The organism is Sphingomonas kaistensis (assembly GCF_036884275.1).
In the GTDB taxonomy this organism is placed as follows: Bacteria; Pseudomonadota; Alphaproteobacteria; order Sphingomonadales; family Sphingomonadaceae; genus Sphingomicrobium; species Sphingomicrobium kaistense_A.
On sequence record NZ_CP145607.1, the window covers coordinates 743,120 to 758,722 of the forward strand.

Annotated in this window: 18 protein-coding genes and 1 pseudogene; 7 read left to right on the forward strand and 12 right to left on the reverse strand. The window is 66.5% G+C overall.

All coding sequences use genetic code 11. From position 1 onward, the window contains the following. Window positions 1-33 precede the first annotated feature (33 nt). Window positions 34-447: a peptide-methionine (R)-S-oxide reductase MsrB gene (gene msrB / locus V6R86_RS03525; protein ID WP_338502157.1), complete on the reverse strand. Its 414-nt coding sequence runs from the start codon at window positions 445-447 to the stop codon at window positions 34-36. A 104-nt stretch (window positions 448-551) separates the two neighbouring features. Between msrB and V6R86_RS03530 the strand changes: the two genes are divergently transcribed. Both V6R86_RS03530 and V6R86_RS03535 read left to right on the forward strand, forming a co-directional pair. Further along, window positions 552-1,073 carry a DUF4402 domain-containing protein gene (locus V6R86_RS03530; RefSeq protein WP_338502159.1) on the forward strand — a complete coding sequence of 174 codons (522 nt, stop codon included), beginning with the start codon at window positions 552-554 and terminating at the stop codon, window positions 1,071-1,073. Continuing rightward, entirely contained in the window at window positions 1,070-1,582 is a 513-nt protein-coding gene (locus tag V6R86_RS03535) for a DUF4402 domain-containing protein (RefSeq protein ID WP_338502161.1), read from the forward strand. The genes V6R86_RS03530 and V6R86_RS03535 overlap by 4 nt, the downstream gene beginning before the upstream one ends. Before the next feature lie 3 nt (window positions 1,583-1,585). On the opposite strand, the gene V6R86_RS03540 is transcribed toward V6R86_RS03535, so the two are convergent. Together V6R86_RS03540 and V6R86_RS03545 are read right to left on the reverse strand one after the other, a co-directional pair. Then, on the reverse strand, window positions 1,586-2,443 hold the full coding sequence (locus V6R86_RS03540; RefSeq protein ID WP_338502163.1) for an SDR family oxidoreductase: 858 nt from the start codon (window positions 2,441-2,443) through the stop codon (window positions 1,586-1,588). A gap of 4 nt (window positions 2,444-2,447) precedes the next feature. After that, the gene (locus tag V6R86_RS03545; protein WP_338502164.1) at window positions 2,448-2,696 is read right to left on the reverse strand and encodes a hypothetical protein; all 249 of its coding nucleotides are present in this window, start codon (window positions 2,694-2,696) and stop codon (window positions 2,448-2,450) included. 113 nt (window positions 2,697-2,809) lie between these two features. On the opposite strand from V6R86_RS03545, the gene V6R86_RS03550 reads away from it, so the two are divergent. Then, window positions 2,810-4,630 carry an ABC transporter ATP-binding protein/permease gene (locus V6R86_RS03550; protein WP_338502166.1) on the forward strand — a complete coding sequence of 607 codons (1,821 nt, stop codon included), beginning with the start codon at window positions 2,810-2,812 and terminating at the stop codon, window positions 4,628-4,630. A gap of 53 nt (window positions 4,631-4,683) precedes the next feature. Here V6R86_RS03550 and V6R86_RS03555 read toward each other — a convergent pair whose 3' ends face one another. The 3 genes from V6R86_RS03555 to V6R86_RS03565 form a co-directional block, all read right to left on the reverse strand. Further along, entirely contained in the window at window positions 4,684-5,139 is a 456-nt protein-coding gene (locus tag V6R86_RS03555) for a hypothetical protein (RefSeq protein WP_338502168.1), read from the reverse strand. A gap of 157 nt (window positions 5,140-5,296) precedes the next feature. Then, complete coding sequence (locus V6R86_RS03560) at window positions 5,297-6,742, reverse strand: helicase HerA domain-containing protein (RefSeq protein ID WP_338502169.1); 1,446 nt, start codon at window positions 6,740-6,742, stop codon at window positions 5,297-5,299. Next, on the reverse strand, window positions 6,739-7,326 hold the full coding sequence (locus V6R86_RS03565; RefSeq protein WP_338502171.1) for a DUF7010 family protein: 588 nt from the start codon (window positions 7,324-7,326) through the stop codon (window positions 6,739-6,741). Before V6R86_RS03565 ends, V6R86_RS03560 begins: the two co-directional genes overlap by 4 nt. Window positions 7,327-7,411: 85 nt before the next feature. Between V6R86_RS03565 and recQ the strand changes: the two genes are divergently transcribed. Then, window positions 7,412-9,169 carry a DNA helicase RecQ gene (recQ, locus tag V6R86_RS03570; protein ID WP_338502172.1) on the forward strand — a complete coding sequence of 586 codons (1,758 nt, stop codon included), beginning with the start codon at window positions 7,412-7,414 and terminating at the stop codon, window positions 9,167-9,169. 30 nt (window positions 9,170-9,199) lie between these two features. Next, window positions 9,200-9,613, forward strand: a complete 414-nt coding sequence (locus V6R86_RS03575) for a TIGR01244 family sulfur transferase (RefSeq protein ID WP_338502175.1) — start codon at window positions 9,200-9,202, stop codon at window positions 9,611-9,613. On the opposite strand, the gene V6R86_RS03580 is transcribed toward V6R86_RS03575, so the two are convergent. The 5 genes and pseudogenes from V6R86_RS03580 to V6R86_RS03600 form a co-directional block, all read right to left on the reverse strand. Next, the gene (locus V6R86_RS03580; protein WP_338502176.1) at window positions 9,582-9,746 is read right to left on the reverse strand and encodes a putative signal transducing protein; all 165 of its coding nucleotides are present in this window, start codon (window positions 9,744-9,746) and stop codon (window positions 9,582-9,584) included. The genes V6R86_RS03575 and V6R86_RS03580 overlap by 32 nt on opposite strands. Window positions 9,747-9,799: 53 nt before the next feature. After that, a pseudogene (gene tldD, locus V6R86_RS03585) lies at window positions 9,800-11,223 on the reverse strand (metalloprotease TldD). A gap of 40 nt (window positions 11,224-11,263) precedes the next feature. Continuing rightward, window positions 11,264-11,458, reverse strand: a complete 195-nt coding sequence (locus V6R86_RS03590) for a zinc-finger domain-containing protein (RefSeq protein ID WP_338502177.1) — start codon at window positions 11,456-11,458, stop codon at window positions 11,264-11,266. Between the two features lie 53 nt (window positions 11,459-11,511). Further along, window positions 11,512-12,048 carry a DUF4402 domain-containing protein gene (locus V6R86_RS03595; RefSeq protein ID WP_338502179.1) on the reverse strand — a complete coding sequence of 179 codons (537 nt, stop codon included), beginning with the start codon at window positions 12,046-12,048 and terminating at the stop codon, window positions 11,512-11,514. Between the two features lie 118 nt (window positions 12,049-12,166). Then, entirely contained in the window at window positions 12,167-12,688 is a 522-nt protein-coding gene (locus tag V6R86_RS03600; RefSeq protein ID WP_338502181.1) for a DUF4402 domain-containing protein, read from the reverse strand. A 112-nt stretch (window positions 12,689-12,800) separates the two neighbouring features. Between V6R86_RS03600 and V6R86_RS03605 the strand changes: the two genes are divergently transcribed. Then, a complete protein-coding gene (locus V6R86_RS03605; protein WP_338502183.1) occupies window positions 12,801-13,724 on the forward strand; it encodes an ABC transporter ATP-binding protein in 924 nt (307 codons plus the stop codon). Next, window positions 13,721-15,301 (forward strand): L-aspartate oxidase, encoded by a 1,581-nt coding sequence (nadB, locus tag V6R86_RS03610; RefSeq protein WP_338502185.1) that lies wholly within the window; start codon window positions 13,721-13,723, stop codon window positions 15,299-15,301. The genes V6R86_RS03605 and nadB overlap by 4 nt, the downstream gene beginning before the upstream one ends. On the opposite strand, the gene V6R86_RS03615 is transcribed toward nadB, so the two are convergent. Next, window positions 15,302-15,556, reverse strand: a complete 255-nt coding sequence (locus V6R86_RS03615; protein WP_338502187.1) for a hypothetical protein — start codon at window positions 15,554-15,556, stop codon at window positions 15,302-15,304. Between the last annotated feature and the right edge of the window lie 47 nt (window positions 15,557-15,603).

The following is a 15,603-nucleotide window of genomic DNA, read 5'->3' on the forward strand; positions in this document are numbered from 1 at the left end:
TCCGGGTGCGATGTCGCTTGCCGCCCGGTGCGCTTATTCCTTGGGCTTGAAGTCAAGGCTGGCCGAATTGATGCAATAGCGCAGGCCCTCGGGTCCCGGGCCATCGGGGAAGACGTGGCCAAGATGCCCGGCGCATTTGGCGCATCGCACTTCGACCCGCTGCATGCCGAGGCTGTTATCCTCGATATTGGTCACGGCGTCGGACTCGACCGGCGCGGTGAAGCTCGGCCAGCCGCTGCCGCTGTCATATTTGGTGTCGCTCTCAAACAAGGACGCACCGCACCCGCCGCAGACATATTCGCCTGCGGCCTTGTTGCCGAGAAGCTCGCCGGTCCACGCCCGTTCGGTGCCGTGGCGGCGCAGGATGTTGAAGCGCTCGGGGCCGAGCTTGTCGAGCCATTCCTGCTCGGTCTGCGGCATGTCCTTGGTGGGGGGCTGATCGCTCATGAAGGCATTCTCCTTTGCCCTCGAATGTGGGGATTGGCCGCCCCCGGGCAATGGTTAGCGGCGGTTTTACCAAGTTTACACCAATTCGGACGTATCCCGGCGGAATGCGCTGGACCGCGTTCCTTCTTGCGACTTGCCTGTTCGCCTCGGCCCCCGCCGTGGCGGAGCCGACGCCCTGTCGCCTGTGCGGTGGCGGAAGCGACGGTTTTACCACGCCGGCGACGAACGACGCGCTGCCGATGGCGCTGGAGGTGCAGACCAGTCTCGACTTCGACCGGGTGATCCTCACCGGTCCGGCCGGCGGCACCGCCAGGCTGACTCCAGACGGAGCGCGGCAGACCAGCGGCGCGCTGGCAGCGCTGACCGGGCGCGCGATGATCGGGGAGATCGTCATCCGCGGCGAGCCCGGGCGGCAAATCCGGGTCGATCTTCCGCAACGCATCGACCTGTACGGCTTTTCCGGTGGCTCGCTGGCGCTGACCCGCATCAGCAGCGACCTTCCCCTCCTGCCCCGGCTCGACCCCGACGGTCGCCTGCGCGTCCGGTTCGGCGGCGAGCTGTTCATCAGCGGCGATGCCGAAGGCGATTATCGCGGCGACGTTCCTATCACGGTGGATTATCTATGAAGCGGATTGCGGTCGTCGTCGGCGCCGGGGTGCTGACGCTGCTTTCCTCTCCCGCTGCGGCGCAGACCAGCACGACGGGACCCAAGGCGACCGCGACGGTCAAAGTCCAGAAGCCGCTTCAGTTGACCGCGCTGCGCGATCTCCAGTTCGGAACGGTCCTGGTCGGCGCGTTCACGGGCACGCAGACCGTCACCATCGCTTCAACGGGACGGACCTGTGGCAGCGGATCGGGGCTGACCTGTTCGGGCACCTTCACCACCGCGCAATTCCGGTTGGTGGGATCGAACAACAGCGTTGCGCTGATCACCTCGCCGACCCCCACGGTCAGTCTCAGCAACGGGGCCGGCGCAACCCTAGCGCTGACGCTCAGCTTCCCGTCGAGTGTGACTATCGACAACAGCGGCAATCCGGGAAAGCTGTTCGAGGTAGGCGGCAGCCTCCCCTTCACCTCGACCATGGCCGACGGCATCTACACCGGCACCATCGATATCCAGGTCGCCTACCAGTAAGCCTCAGCTCTGGGTGGTGTTTCCGCCGTCCGGATGGAGCACCTGGCCGGTCATGTAGCTGGCGTCCTCGCAGGCCAGGAACAGGAAGCTCGGAGCGACCTCGTTGGGCTGACCCGGGCGGCCCATCGGCGTATCCTTGCCGAATTCCGGCATCTTCTCGGGCGGCTGGCCGCCGAAGGGGTTGAGCGGGGTCCAGATCGGACCCGGTGCGACGCCGTTCACGCGGATGCCCTGTTCGACCAGATTCTTGGCGAGGCTGCGGGTGAAGGCGGTGATCGCGCCCTTGGTGGCCGAATAATCGAGCAGGATCGGCGCGCCCTTGTACATCGTTTCCGACGTGCAATTCACGATCGCCGCACCTTTCTTCAGATGCGGCATCGAGGCCTGGACCATGAAGAACATCGAAAAGATGTTGCTCTGGAAGGTCCGCCGCATCTGTTCTTCGGTGATGTCCTCGATCTTTTCGTCGGGATGCTGCTCGCCCGCATTGTTGATCAGGATGTCGAGCTGGCCGAAGGTGTCGACCACCTGCTGGACGGCCTTGAAGCAATGATCGCGGTCGCCGAGGTCGCCGGGAATGCAGATGGCGCGGCGGCCTTCGGCTTCGACGAACTTTATCGTGTCGGCGGCATCCTCATGCTCGTTGAGATAGAGGATCGCGACGTCTGCGCCTTCGCGGGCGAACAGTACCGCAACCGCGCGGCCGATGCCGCTGTCACCGCCGGTGACAATCGCCACCTTGCCCTTGAGCCGGCCCGAGCCCGCGTAACGCGGCTGCCATTCGGGCTTCGGGTCGAGCTCATGCTCGTTGCCGGGCAGCTTCGGCTCTTCGTGCGTGGGGGGATCGAGCACCTCGGCCATCGGCTCAACCCTGCTTGACGGCGAGACCGCGCGGGGTGGGCTTGCGCTCGACCGCGGCAGGGCTCTTGGCCGAGCGGCACTTGGCGACGATGGTCGGGAAATCGAAATCGGTGCTACCGGCAAGAACGTCGCCGCTCGCCGCTTCGCAGGCGGCAGCGCTTTCGTAGCGCGCGGGCGCAATCGCGACCTGCTGGCAGGCAGCGCCGCCGTCGGCGCAGCCCAGAATGGCAATGACGTAGGAAACCGGACCCATGTGCTTAACCCCGCAAGGTGACTTACCCTAAAAACGGGGAAATAAGGCCGTTGTTCCAATCGTTTCGGCGGGGGGTTTGCGCCGTCCGGGGTGGCCACCTACCTAGGCTGGCAATGCCCCCCGCCGAAACCGTTGCCCCGACCCGCGAACGCAGCGGTCTGAAAGTCCTGCTGCGCTTCCTGCCCTTCCTGTGGCCCGAAGGCCGCCCGGGGCTGAAGCTGCGCGTGGTGACGGCGTTCGTGATGGTGGTTGCCTCCATCACGCTGACCACCATCGTCCTGCCCAAGGCGTTCGGCGGCGCGGTCGACCGGATGACCACCGGCGCGCCCGATGCGGCGTCGGTGGCGCTGGCGCTGGTCGCCGCCTTTGCACTCGCCCGGTTCGGCGGGGTACTGCTCGACAATTTGCGCAACGGCATTTTCGAAACGGTCGGGCAGGAAGCGACCCGGCAGCTATCCGAGCAGACCTTCTCGCACCTTCACGGGCTGAGCCTGCGCTTCCATCTCGAGCGGCGGACCGGCGCGGTGACCAAGATCATCGAGCGGGGCAGCAAGAGCATCGACACCATGCTCTATTTCCTGCTGTTCAATCTGGCGCCGACCATCCTTCAGCTTGGCATCGTCGCGGTGCTGTTCTGGGTTCAGTTCGGACCCGGGCTGGTCGCCGCGACGGCGGTGGCGGTGATCGCCTATATTGCCTTCACCAAGGCGGTGACCGACTGGCGCGTGCGGCTGCGCGAAGAATGGACCAGCCACGACACGGCGACCACCGCGCGGGCGGTCGACAGCCTGCTCAACTTCGAGACGGTCAAATATTTCAACGCCGAAGCGCGCGAGCGGCGGCTCTACGGCCAGGCGGTCGAGAACCTCGCCCGCTCGACGGTTAAGATCGAGACCAGCCTCGCGGCGATGAACATCGGGCAGAGCCTGATCACCAACCTGCTGATGGGCGGGGCGATGGCCTACACCGTGTGGGGCTGGAGCCGCGGGCAGTTCACCACCGGTGACCTGGTGGTGGTGAACGCCCTGCTGACCCAGCTATTCCGGCCGCTCGACATGCTCGGCACAGTGTATCGGACGATCCGCCAAGGCCTGACAGATATGGACGAGATGTTCCGGCTGCTCGACACGCCCGAGGAGGTCAGCGACGCACCGGGCGCCCCGCCGCTTCACGTGGAACGCGGGCATGTGCGGTTCGAGAACGTCCGCTTCGGCTATGAGGACGGGCGCGAAATCCTGAAGGGGGTGACGCTCGACGTACCGGCCGGGCAGACGGTGGCGGTGGTGGGGCCGAGCGGGGCGGGCAAGTCGACCCTCGCCCGGCTGCTGTTCCGCTTCTACGATCCGCAAGCCGGGCGGATCACGATCGACGGGCAGGACATCGCGCAGGTCCGCCAGGCCTCGCTGCGCGCCGCGATCGGGATCGTCCCGCAGGACACGGTGCTGTTCAACGACACGCTCGGCTACAACATCGCCTATGGCCGCGACGATGCGAGTGCCGAGGCCGTGGCGCAGGCCGCGACGGGAGCCTCGCTCGACGCCTTCGTCCGCGCGCTGCCGGATGGATTCGAAAGCCGGGTCGGCGAGCGGGGCCTGAAGCTGTCGGGCGGCGAGAAGCAGCGGGTCGCCATCGCCCGCACCCTGGTCAAGAACCCACCGATCCTGATCCTCGACGAGGCGACCAGCGCGCTCGACAGCCGGACCGAGGAAGCGATCCTCGATACCCTCAGCGCAGTGTCGACCGGGCGCACCACCATCACCATCGCGCATCGGCTGTCGACCGTGGTCGATGCCGACCGGATCGTGGTGCTCGACGGCGGGCAGGTCGCCGAAGAAGGCAGCCACGCCGACCTGCTGCGACGCGGTGGCCTTTACGCCGACATGTGGGCGCGCCAGCAGGCCGAAAGCGAGCAGGCGGCCGAAGCCGCGGAATAAACGTTCGCCCGGGACGCCGATGCGCATGACGCATCCGCAGCCTGCAAGCCTATCTATTTATGGACGTAAGCGAACCGGACGGAGGCGCCCTTCTTGGTCACGCGCACTGGCTGCATCAGATAGATGGCTTCCTTGCGCGCGCCCCGGACGAGATCGTCGCTATAGGCTTCACGACCTGCGCGAGAGAGCAGGGTCACGAAATAGTCGCCGGGCGCGACATTGCCGAACCGGAAGCCGACCAAATTGCCATAGCCGCGCCAATCGTAGCAGCGCGTCTCCCGACTTCCCGGTTCCTGCCCCTCCGCCATGCGCGCAGTCACCACTTCGGCTGGCACCTTGAGCGCCGACGACTCCAGCGAACCGAATCGTGCGAGAATTGCCTGCTCCGTCTCCGGCGTGCGGGGAACCAGTTTCGCCGCATTACACCCGACCGGATCGCCGCCGATCGTGATGTCGACCCGACCTTGCACCGTTCCGGCCGTCGCGGCGGTTGCGCCAAGCCCGATCAAGACGCCAAAAAGAATGGATCGCATGGTGTCACTCCAGTTCTCGGCACTGGGTCAACCTATGCCCCGATCCTGACCGAGGCATGAATGAAGCTCTCGGCGAAGACACCGTAAGGGCGCAGCGGCCGGAATAAAATGAGGTCTCGCCATTCCGGCGCGATCAGTTCGCCGCCGTGCTCCACCCCAGCCGGGGAATTGCAATGCTGCGCTTGCCGCTGAGGTCGGTGCGGGTGACGATCAGGTCGCGGCTTTCGATATAGCTCAAGAGACGGCGGGCGCGGCCGAGGCTGGCGGTGCCGTAGCTTTGCGCGATCGCTTCGTCCGACGGGGTCGGCTGGCGATCGCGGGCGGCGCGGGCGAGCAGCAGGAAGGGGCCAAGCATGTCTTCGGGCAGGCCCTGCGCCGCGTCCAGCGCGGGCTGCCAGTCGGGATCCTCGGTGAAGATGCCGGCGCGGGCCATGGCGAGGCGGCGGGAGAATGCGGGAAGGTCAAGCGGGGACGGCGCCACGCCCGCCATCCGCAAGCGCACGGTGAAATCCTGGAACAGCACCGCGGCGGAGCGCCCGCTGCTATCGCTGTCGCCGACCATCGCTTCGAGCACCGTGGCAACGGCATTCACCTGTTCTTCGTCCGATTTTTCCGGAAGCGAAGGCGCCGGTGCGGCCTTCTTGGCGGCGAGCTGTTCGAGCAAGGTCTCGGACGGCGGGGCGGCGGGGGCCTTCTTCGGCGCGGGCGCGGGCTCGAAGTCGAAACCGGGCTGAAACAGCAATTGCTGCAGATTCTCGCCCGGTGTGGCGACCGGCAGAGGCACGAGCTTCGGGCTCATCGACCGGGCGCGGGTCTCGACCTCGCCGATCGCCACCGACAGCGGGCGGCGCGAGATGGCGGGCCCGAGCGCGAGGAAGGTCCCGCGCGGCAGATCGCGGATCGCTTCGGCCTGGCGCCGTTCCATGCCGAGGAGGTCGGCGGCGCGGGCCATGTCGATGTCGAGAAAGGTCCGGCCCATCAGGAAATTGGACGCCTCGGCGGCGACGTTCTTGGCGAGCTTGGCGAGGCGCTGAGTGGCGATGATGCCGGCGAGGCCACGCTTGCGGCCGCGGCACATGAGGTTGGTCATCGCGCTGAGCGAGGCGCGGCGAACGTCTTCCGCAACCTCGCCGCCGCCGGTCGGCGCGAATAACTGCGCTTCGTCGACTACCACCAGTGCGGGATACCAATGATCGCGCGGGGCATCGAACAGGGCGGCGAGAAAGGCCGCGGCGCAGCGCATCTGGCTTTCGGCTTCCAGCCCTTCGAGGCTGAGCACGACCGAGGCGCGATGCTCGCGGATGCGGGCGGCGGCGCGGGCGATCTCCTTTTCGTCATGCTCCGAGGCCTCGATCGCGAGGTGGCCATAGGGGCCGGCGAGGGTGACGAAATCGCCTTCGGGATCGATGATGATCTGCTGTACCTGCCCCGCGCTCTTTTCGAGCAGGCGGCGCAGCAGGTGCGACTTGCCGCTCCCCGAATTGCCCTGGACGAGCAGGCGGGTGGCAAGCAGTTCTTCCAGATCGATGGTGATGGGCTTGCCTTGCGGCGACAGGCCCATGTCGACGGCGACGGTCATGTGGTGGCGGTGCGAGCCTCCGTGGAGGCGGCGGCGGCGGCGCCGACCGGGCGCATGACGGCGAGCGAATAGAGGTAAGCGACGACCACCACCGCGCAGATGGCGCTTGCCGTCCACGGCATCGGGCAGAGCCCGTAAGCGAGGTAGCAGCCGATGCCGCGGGCGACCGCGTGGATCGTTCCGCTGGGATCGTCGGCGGCCCAGCCGAAGGGGATCCACACCACGCCCGCCAGGACCGCCATGCCGAGCAGGATCAGCAACGGTTGCCCGCCCTTCGCGCCGATCACTGCCAGCGGAATGGTCAGCGCGACCATGACGATGCCGAGCAGGAACAGCTTGAGCAACGGATTGTCGCTCCTGCCGAACAGATTGCGACCGCGCGTCCGGTCGATGACGAACGCTAGCGGCATGATCACGGCCATGATGTAGAGCGAGGCGTTGGCGACCGTCCGCTCAGGCACGAACGCCGCGGCAATTCCCAGCGCAGCCCAGGTCAGCATGCCGGCGATCGGCATCGCGTTGGTGCTGGTGGCGCGGAAGTCTGCCTGAAGCTCGGCCAGGCTGCGGTCGGTCATGCTCATCATGTGCTCCCCTTGCCCGTCGTTTGACGATGCCCTCTCCGCATTACAAGGTTGCGCACGCTCGGACCGGCCGCCAAGGCCCTTTTCTGTGACCGACCCGCATCAGCTTTTGAAACAAGTCTTTGGATTCGACCACTTCCGCGGGGTGCAGGAAGAGGTGATCGGGCGCGTGCTGGCGGGGCGGCATACGCTCGCGATCATGCCGACGGGGGCGGGCAAATCGCTCTGCTATCAGCTGCCGGCGCTGGCGCTGGAGGGCACGGCGCTGGTGATCTCGCCGCTGATCGCGCTGATGCACGACCAGATCCGCTCGGCCGAAGCGCTTGGCATCCGCGCCGCGTCGCTGACCAGTGCCGACGATCGCGAAGCGGTGGTGCGGCGGCTGCGCGAGGGAGAGCTCGATCTGCTGTATGTCGCGCCCGAACGGGCCACAGGCGAGGGATTCCGGCGGCTGATCGACCGCGTGCCGCTGTCGCTGATCGCGATCGACGAAGCGCATTGCGTCAGCGAATGGGGGCATGATTTCCGCCCCGACTACCGGCTGCTGCGCGGGCTGCTCGACGATCATCCCGAACTGCCACGCCTCGCGCTGACGGCGACCGCCGATCCGCGCACCCGGGCCGACGTACTAATTCAGCTCGGCATTCCCGAGGACGGGCTGATCGTCTCGGGCTTCGACCGCCCCAATATCCGCTATCACATCCGCGACCGGGACAGCGGCGGGCGGCAGATCGTCGCGCTGCTGGCCGAGCGGCCCGGCCCCGCCATCGTCTATGCGACCAGCCGGCGCGAGACCGAGAGCCTTGCCGCGCAGATCGCGGCGAGCGGGCGGCCCGCGCTGCCGTATCACGCCGGGCTCGATCCCGCCGTGCGCGCGGCGAACCAAGCAGCGTTCGTGGCGTCGGAAGAGATGGTGATGGCGGCAACCATCGCGTTCGGGATGGGGATCGACAAACCCGATGTGCGCACCGTGATCCATGCCGGCAGCCCGAAGTCGATCGAGGCTTATTATCAGGAGACCGGCCGCGCCGGGCGTGACGGGGAGCCGGCCGAAGCGCATTTGCTTTGGGCGGCCAAGGATTTCGCCCTCGCCCGGCAGCGGATCGAGGAAGTGCCCGCCGAGCGGCAGGGCGAGGAGCGCAATCGCCTTGCCAGCCTTGCCGCCTTTATCGAATCCACCGCTTGCCGCCGCGCGATCCTGCTGCGGCATTTCGGGGAGGAGCCGCCCGAGCACTGCGGCAATTGCGACAATTGCCTCAACCCGCCCATGACGGTCGAGGTGACCGAAGTCGCCCGCAAATTGCTGTCTGCCGCCTTCCGCACCGAAATGCGCTTCGGGGTCGGCCATCTGGCCGACGTGCTGGCGGGCAAGGAGACCGACAAGGTCTTTTCGAACAATCACCACCGGTTGAGCGTGTTCGGCATCTGCAGCGCGGACGAACTGGCGCTGGTCCAGCCGGTCTCTCGCGCCCTGATCGCCCGCGACGCGCTTCGGGCCGATGCGTATGGCGGCCTCAGCTTCGGGCCCGGCGCGCGCGGGATTCTGAAGGGCGGCGAGGAAGTGCGGATCGCGCTGCCGCCGCCCAAGAAGCCGCGACGCCGGCGGGGCGAGGTCGCGGAGGGACCGGCCGATCCGTTGTTCGACGCGTTGCGCGAGGAACGGCGGCGGCTGGCCAAGGAAGGCGCGGTGCCGCCTTATGTCATCTTTCACGATTCGACGTTGCGGGAGATTGCGGCAGCACGGCCGGGCACGCTGGACGAGCTTGGCCGGGTGCAGGGCGTCGGCGCGGCCAAGCTCGAGCGTTACGGTCAAGCGATGCTGGGCGTGGTGCGCAGTCACGGCTAAGATGGCCCCGCAACCGAGAGGAACCGCAGGATGACCGAGTTCAAATCGCTGGACGATCACACTCTGGTTTCGGGCCAGATCAGCGTTGCCGACCTTGCGGAAGCGCGGCGGCATGGCGTCACCATGATCGTCAACAATCGCCCCGACGGCGAGGACGACGGCCAGCCGACCAGCGCCGAGATCGAGGCGGCGGCCGACGCGGTGGGAATCGATTATCGCCACATCCCGATCGCCCGCGGCATGGGCCCGGCGCAGATAGAGGAGATGGTCTCGGCCCGAAGCGAGCTCGGCGATGGCAAGATGCTGGCCTATTGCCGCTCGGGCATGCGCTCGACCCTCGCCTGGGCGGTCGCCTGCCGTGAAGCCGGCGTGCCGCGCGAGGAGCTGGAGGAAAAGGCCCACGGCGCGGGCTTCAGCCTGGCGGCAGTAGATCACCTTCTCTGAGGATCGGGATCGCGTCGGCGCGATCCTCGTCGAGCGCCATCAACCGAACGGGCATCAACGCGCCGACGCCGAGATAGCTGTGCACCTCGGCATCGAACAGGATGCTGTCGATCCCATGGCTTTCGAGCAGCATCCGCGCGAGGTCGGCTTCGACCCGCGTCGGAAAGCGCGCAAGTTCGACCAGGCTCAGGCGGTGCCGCCCACGGTCAGGCCTTCGATCAGCAAGGTTGGCTGACCGACGCCGGCCGGCACGCTCTGCCCGCCCTTGCCGCAGATGCCGACGCCTTCATCGAGCTCAAGGTCATTGCCGATGCCCTTGACCCGGGTCAGCACGGTCGGTCCGTCGCCGATCAGGGTCGCGCCCTTCAGCGGCTCGGCGAGCTTGCCACCGCGAATGCGATAGGCCTCGGTGCAGGAGAAAACGAACTTGCCGCTGGTGATGTCGACCTGGCCGCCACCGAAGCTTTTCGCGTAGATCCCGTCCTTGACCCGGCCGAGCAGTTCGCCCGGATCGTCCTGTCCGCCGAGCATGAAGGTGTTGGTCATCCGCGCGGCATCGGCGCATGGGCGAAGCTTTCGCGGCGGCCGTTGCCGGTCGGCTCGACCCCCATCAGCCGGGCGTTGAGGCGATCCTGAAGATAGCCGACGAGGATGCCGTCCTCGATCAGGGTGGTGCGGCCGGTGGGCGTGCCTTCGTCGTCGATCGACAGGCTGCCGCGGCGCTCATGCATCGCGCCGTCGTCGACCACGGTGACGCCGGGCGCGGCGACGCGGGTGCCGAGCCGGCCCGAGAAGGCGCTCTGCCCCTTGCGATTGAAGTCGCCTTCGAGCGTATGGCCGACCGCTTCGTGCAGCAGCACGCCGGGCCAGCCGGGGCCGCACACCACGGTCATTTCGCCCGCCGGGGCGTCCACCGCGTCGAGGTTCACCAGCGCCTGATTGAGCGCGATGTCGATCGCGCGGTTCCAGGTCGCTTCGTCGAACAGGCGGTTCATGTCGTAGCGACCGCCGAGGCCGTGAAAGCCCATTTCGCGGCGGCCATTCTGTTCGACCACGATCGAGACGTTGAGGCGCACCAGCGGGCGAACATCGGTGGCGACGAAACCGTCGGCGCGGACGATCTCGACCACCGACCAGGTCGCCTGCACCCCGACGCTGACTTGGCAGACGCGCGGGTCGCGGGCGCGGGCGGCGGCGTCGATCATCTGACACAAGGCGACCTTGTCAGCGAAGGGCAGCGCGCCGAGCGGATCTTCGCTGCCATATTGCGCGCGATTGGTGCGCGGCGGCGCGGCGGTCGGCTTGCCGCCCGGCGTCAGCAGCCGCAGCGTTTCGGCCGCGCGATCGATCGCGGCGGCGGAGAGCTCGTTGGCATGGGCGAAGGCGGTTGCCTCGCCGCTGACCCCGCGCAGGCCAAAGCCTTGCCCAACATGATAGTCGGCGGTCTTGAGCCGGCCGTCGTCGAACCCGAACGCTTCGCTGCGGCGATACTGGAGATAGAGTTCGCCATCGTCATGCGCCGACAGGTGCCGCGCGGCCAGGCGGCGGGCCTCGTCGGGGTCGAGCCCGGCATTGTACAGGAAGCGGCGCGGATCGGAGAGCTCGGTCATGCCCCATCATATAAGCGGGACAGAGCCGAGGACCAGTGGATCAGGCGGCGGCGTCGTTATCGGCCGGGCCGCCCTTCAGGACGAAGCGCCGGTCGCAATAGCCGCATTCGACGAAACCCTTTTCATCGATGCGGAGAAAGACGCGCGGGTGACCCAGCGCGGGGCTGACCTCACCGCTGCCGTCGCAATGAACGGCATTGGTGGTGACCAGAACGACTTCGGGAGGCGGCTGCATAACCCTTGCCGGTTAGCAACCACCTCCCGTCGCTTCAATAAGCTGTGGGGTGCTTATTGAAAGTCGGCGGTCAGCGTGACCGTGCCCGTGTACAGGCCAGGCATTTGATTGGTGGCGATGGTGATCGTCCCACCCACGCCGACATAGAACACACCGGTCGGGCCAATGATGCGCGACCCGGTCGCGCTGGCGAGGTCGAGCGAACCATTGGAGAAGGTCACACCGGCGGAATTGTCGGCGGTGTTTACCAGTACGTTCGGAAAGGCGGCGGTAAGATTTACGCTGCTCAGCGGAACGCCGTTACCGATGAAGCGACCGCGCTGGCCCTGATCGCTGACCGAGCCGGTAAGTCCCGCTCCGACCACGCGCAGGCCGGTGTTGGCATCAATGGTCACGTTGCCCGACGCACTCGGCGTAGCGATAATGGTGCCGAAGCTGAGATCGTCGACCCGCTGAATGGTCGCCGGCTGGATCAGAAGCGCACGCGCTTCGATCGAGTCAGAGCTGGTGACGGGGGCGGATTGGGCGAAAGCCGGCGTCGCGAAAGCGGCGGTGGCGGCGAGCGCCGCGAGAGCGAAGTGAAAGCGCATGTCCTTGGGTTCCCCACATTTGTTGAACCCATCCAAAATGGTGCGAAATCTCGTAACGACGCTTGAAGGGGCGTCCTCAAGCGCTCGTTAAGGCTGGAAATTAGCGATTGGTGCCTGTTCAGGGATATTGGACGGTGACGTCGAATTCGCCCGAATAGACCCCTTCGGCCTGGCCCGCGGCGACCACCAGGGTAGCGCCGACATTGAACGAAAAGGCTTCCATCCGGGCCAGCGAGCGCTTGTCCTGTCCTTCCAAGGTGAAGTCGCGCACGGTCATGGTCTCGGTACCGCCGGCGCGGCGGATGGTGATCGGCGACTTGGGAATGCGGATGATCACTACCGAGGTGCTGCGCGCCGCGCCGACGAAGTTCGCCGGCCGCGGATTTCCGCCAAGCGAGGTGACGAGACCGGTGGTCGTGAGGCGGCTGGTGACCGGATCGATGACGACGGTTCCGGCACCGGTGGTCGCGACCAGCCCGAAATCGAGGTTGGTCCGGGTGATCAAAGTCAGCGGGTGGAGGAAGGTGCCGCCGGCGATCGCGCGCGGGTTGGCTGAGCGCGGCGGTTGCTGTTGCGCCTCGGCCACCGCGGGAAAGGCGGCAAGCATCACGAGAAATAGAAAGGGACGCAGCGGCCGCATGCCGATCGCGTTAGGCTGGTTAACATCAAATCCACCCTACGAAGTAAGGTAAATCTTCAATTTACCACTTTGGCTTCCTCCGCCGGGGGCACCCCGCTAAGCGTCCTGACCCATGAGCAGCCCCGTTCCAGCGATCCGAATCACCGACCTCGGCAAGACCTATGCGGGCGGGAAGCGCGCGCTGGACGGAGTCTCGCTGGAGGTGCGGCAGGGCGAGTTCTTCGGTCTGCTGGGCCCCAATGGCGCGGGCAAGTCGACGCTGATCAACATTCTCGCCGGGCTGGTCGGCAAGAGCGAGGGCAAGGTCGACATCTGGGGCTTCGACATCGACCAGCATCCGCGCAATGCGAAGCTGTCGATCGGGATCGTCCCGCAGGAGATCTTGTTCGATCCCTTCTTCACCCCGCGTGAGGCACTGGAGATTCAGGCCGGGCTGTATGGCGTGCCGCCCAAGGAACGGCGCAGTGACGAACTGCTTGCCGCCATGGGCCTTTCCGACAAGGCGCATGCCTATAGCCGCACGCTGTCGGGCGGCATGAAGCGGCGGTTGCTGGTGGCCAAAGCGATGGTCCATTCGCCGCCGATCCTGGTCCTCGACGAGCCGACCGCAGGCGTCGACATCGAGCTTCGCCAGCAATTGTGGGCCTATGTGAAGCAATTGCACGCGTCGGGTGTGACGGTGATCCTCACCACCCATTATCTCGAGGAAGCCGAGCAGCTTTGCGATCGGATCGCGATCATCAATCACGGCAAGGTGGTCGCCAACGAACCGACCAAGACTCTTCTCAGCCGCGCTCAGGAGAAGAATGTGGTGGTGACGATCGACCGCGATCTCGATCAGGTGCCGGCCAATATCTGTTTCGACCGGGTGACGCTCGAGGGCAGCCGAAACCTCGCCATCACCTACCAGAAGGACAAGGTGAATGCGGGCGAGGTGCTGGCGGCGCTGCAGCGTGACGGGCTGAATATCGTCGATGTGGTGACCCGCGAGCCCGACCTCGAGGACGTGTTCCTGAGCCTGGTGCGCCGCCAGTGACGCAATCGTTCGATGTGCTGGTAATCGGCTCGGGTGCGGCCGGGCTGACCGCCGCGCTCAATCTCGCAGAGCATCGCCGTGTGGCGGTGATTGCCAAGGGCTCGCTCGGCGAAGGCGCGACCGGCTGGGCGCAGGGCGGGATCGCCGCGGTGCTCGAGGAAGGCGACAGCTTCGAGTCGCACGTCGAGGACACCATGATCGCCGGCGCTGGGCTGAACGACCGCAACGTCGTCGAGCATGTGGTCGGCGCTGCGCCCGCCGCGATCAAGCGCCTGATCGAGCTCGGCGTGCCATTCGCGGAAGAGGGCGGCGCGTTGCACCTGACGCGTGAGGGCGGGCACAGCCACCGGCGCATCGTCCACGTCGCCGACGCCACCGGCTGGGCGGTGCAGGAAGCACTGGAACGCGCCGCTTCCGCCAACCCCAATATCGTGCTGCTGCCCGACATGGTCGCGGTGGACCTCATCACCGGTCGCAACGAAGAACGCTTCTCGACCGACGGCGGGGTGCGCGGGCTCTACGCCTTCAATCGCAAGACTAAGAAGGTCGAGACGCTGACCGCGCGGGCGACGGTGCTGGCGACCGGCGGCGCGGGACGGGTCTATCTTTATTCCACCGCGCCGCGCGGGGCGACCGGGGACGGGATCGCCATGGCGTGGCGCGCGGGGTGCCGCGTGTCCAACATGGAGATGATGCAGTTCCACCCGACCTGCCTGTATCACCTCGAGACCAAGAACTTCCTGATCACCGAGGCGGTGCGCGGCGAAGGCGGAATCCTCAAGCATCCGCTGACCGGCCATCGCTTCATGCTCGATTATGACGATCGGGCCGAGTTGGCGCCGCGCGACGTGGTGGCGCGGGCGATCGACAATGAGATCAAGCGCGATGGCCTCGATTACGTCCACCTCGACATCTCGCACCGCGATCCCTCCTTCGTGCGCGAGCATTTCCCCAACATCTACGACAAGCTGATCGGCCTCGGCATCGATATGACCAGGGAGCCGATCCCGGTTGTGCCAGCGCAGCATTACACCTGCGGCGGGGTGGTAGTGGATCTGGCCGGTCGGACCGATGCGGCGGGGCTGTATGCGGCGGGCGAGGTGACCGAAAGCGGGCTTCACGGCGCCAACCGCCTGGCGTCCAACTCGCTACTCGAATGCCTGGTGTTCGGCGAAGCGGCGGCGCGCGACATCTTGGCGCGGTGGGACGAGCTGCCTCCGCTGGCCAAGGTCCGCGAATGGGACGAAAGCCGGGTCACCGACAGCGACGAGGAAGTGGTGATCGCCCAAACCTGGGGCGAGATCCGCCGGTTCATGTGGAACTACGTCGGCATCGTCCGCACCACCAAGCGGCTGGAACGGGCCAAGCGGCGGATCGACATGCTGCGCCAGGAAGTGACCGATTATTACGCTCACTTCCGGGTGACGCCCGACCTCATCGAGCTACGCAATCTGGTCGAGGTCGCGGACCTCATCATCCGCTCGGCGCTGTCGCGGCGCGAAAGCCGCGGGCTTCACTTCACCCGCGACTGGCAGCGCACCCTGGCCCAGGCCAAGGACACCGTGCTGATTCCCTGATCAGCGGCAGGGCAGGCTGGTGCACGGCGCCGAACGTTCCGCGCGCGAGCGATCCACTGCCATCGAATCGATCTGTTCCTGACGCCGCTCTTCCCACTGCTGTTTGGTGGCGCAGGTCCGGCGGCGGTTGACGCGGGTGCCCGTATCGACCTCCGAGCGGCAGATCTTCTTTTCCTTGGGGGCGGTGGCGACCTCGGGTGCAGACGAGGGGACCGGCTGGGCGGCGAGGGCGAAGGCGAGCAGGGAAAGAATCATCGCGAAGCTCCAACTGGCGATCTGAAACGAAACTCAGGTTAATTTCT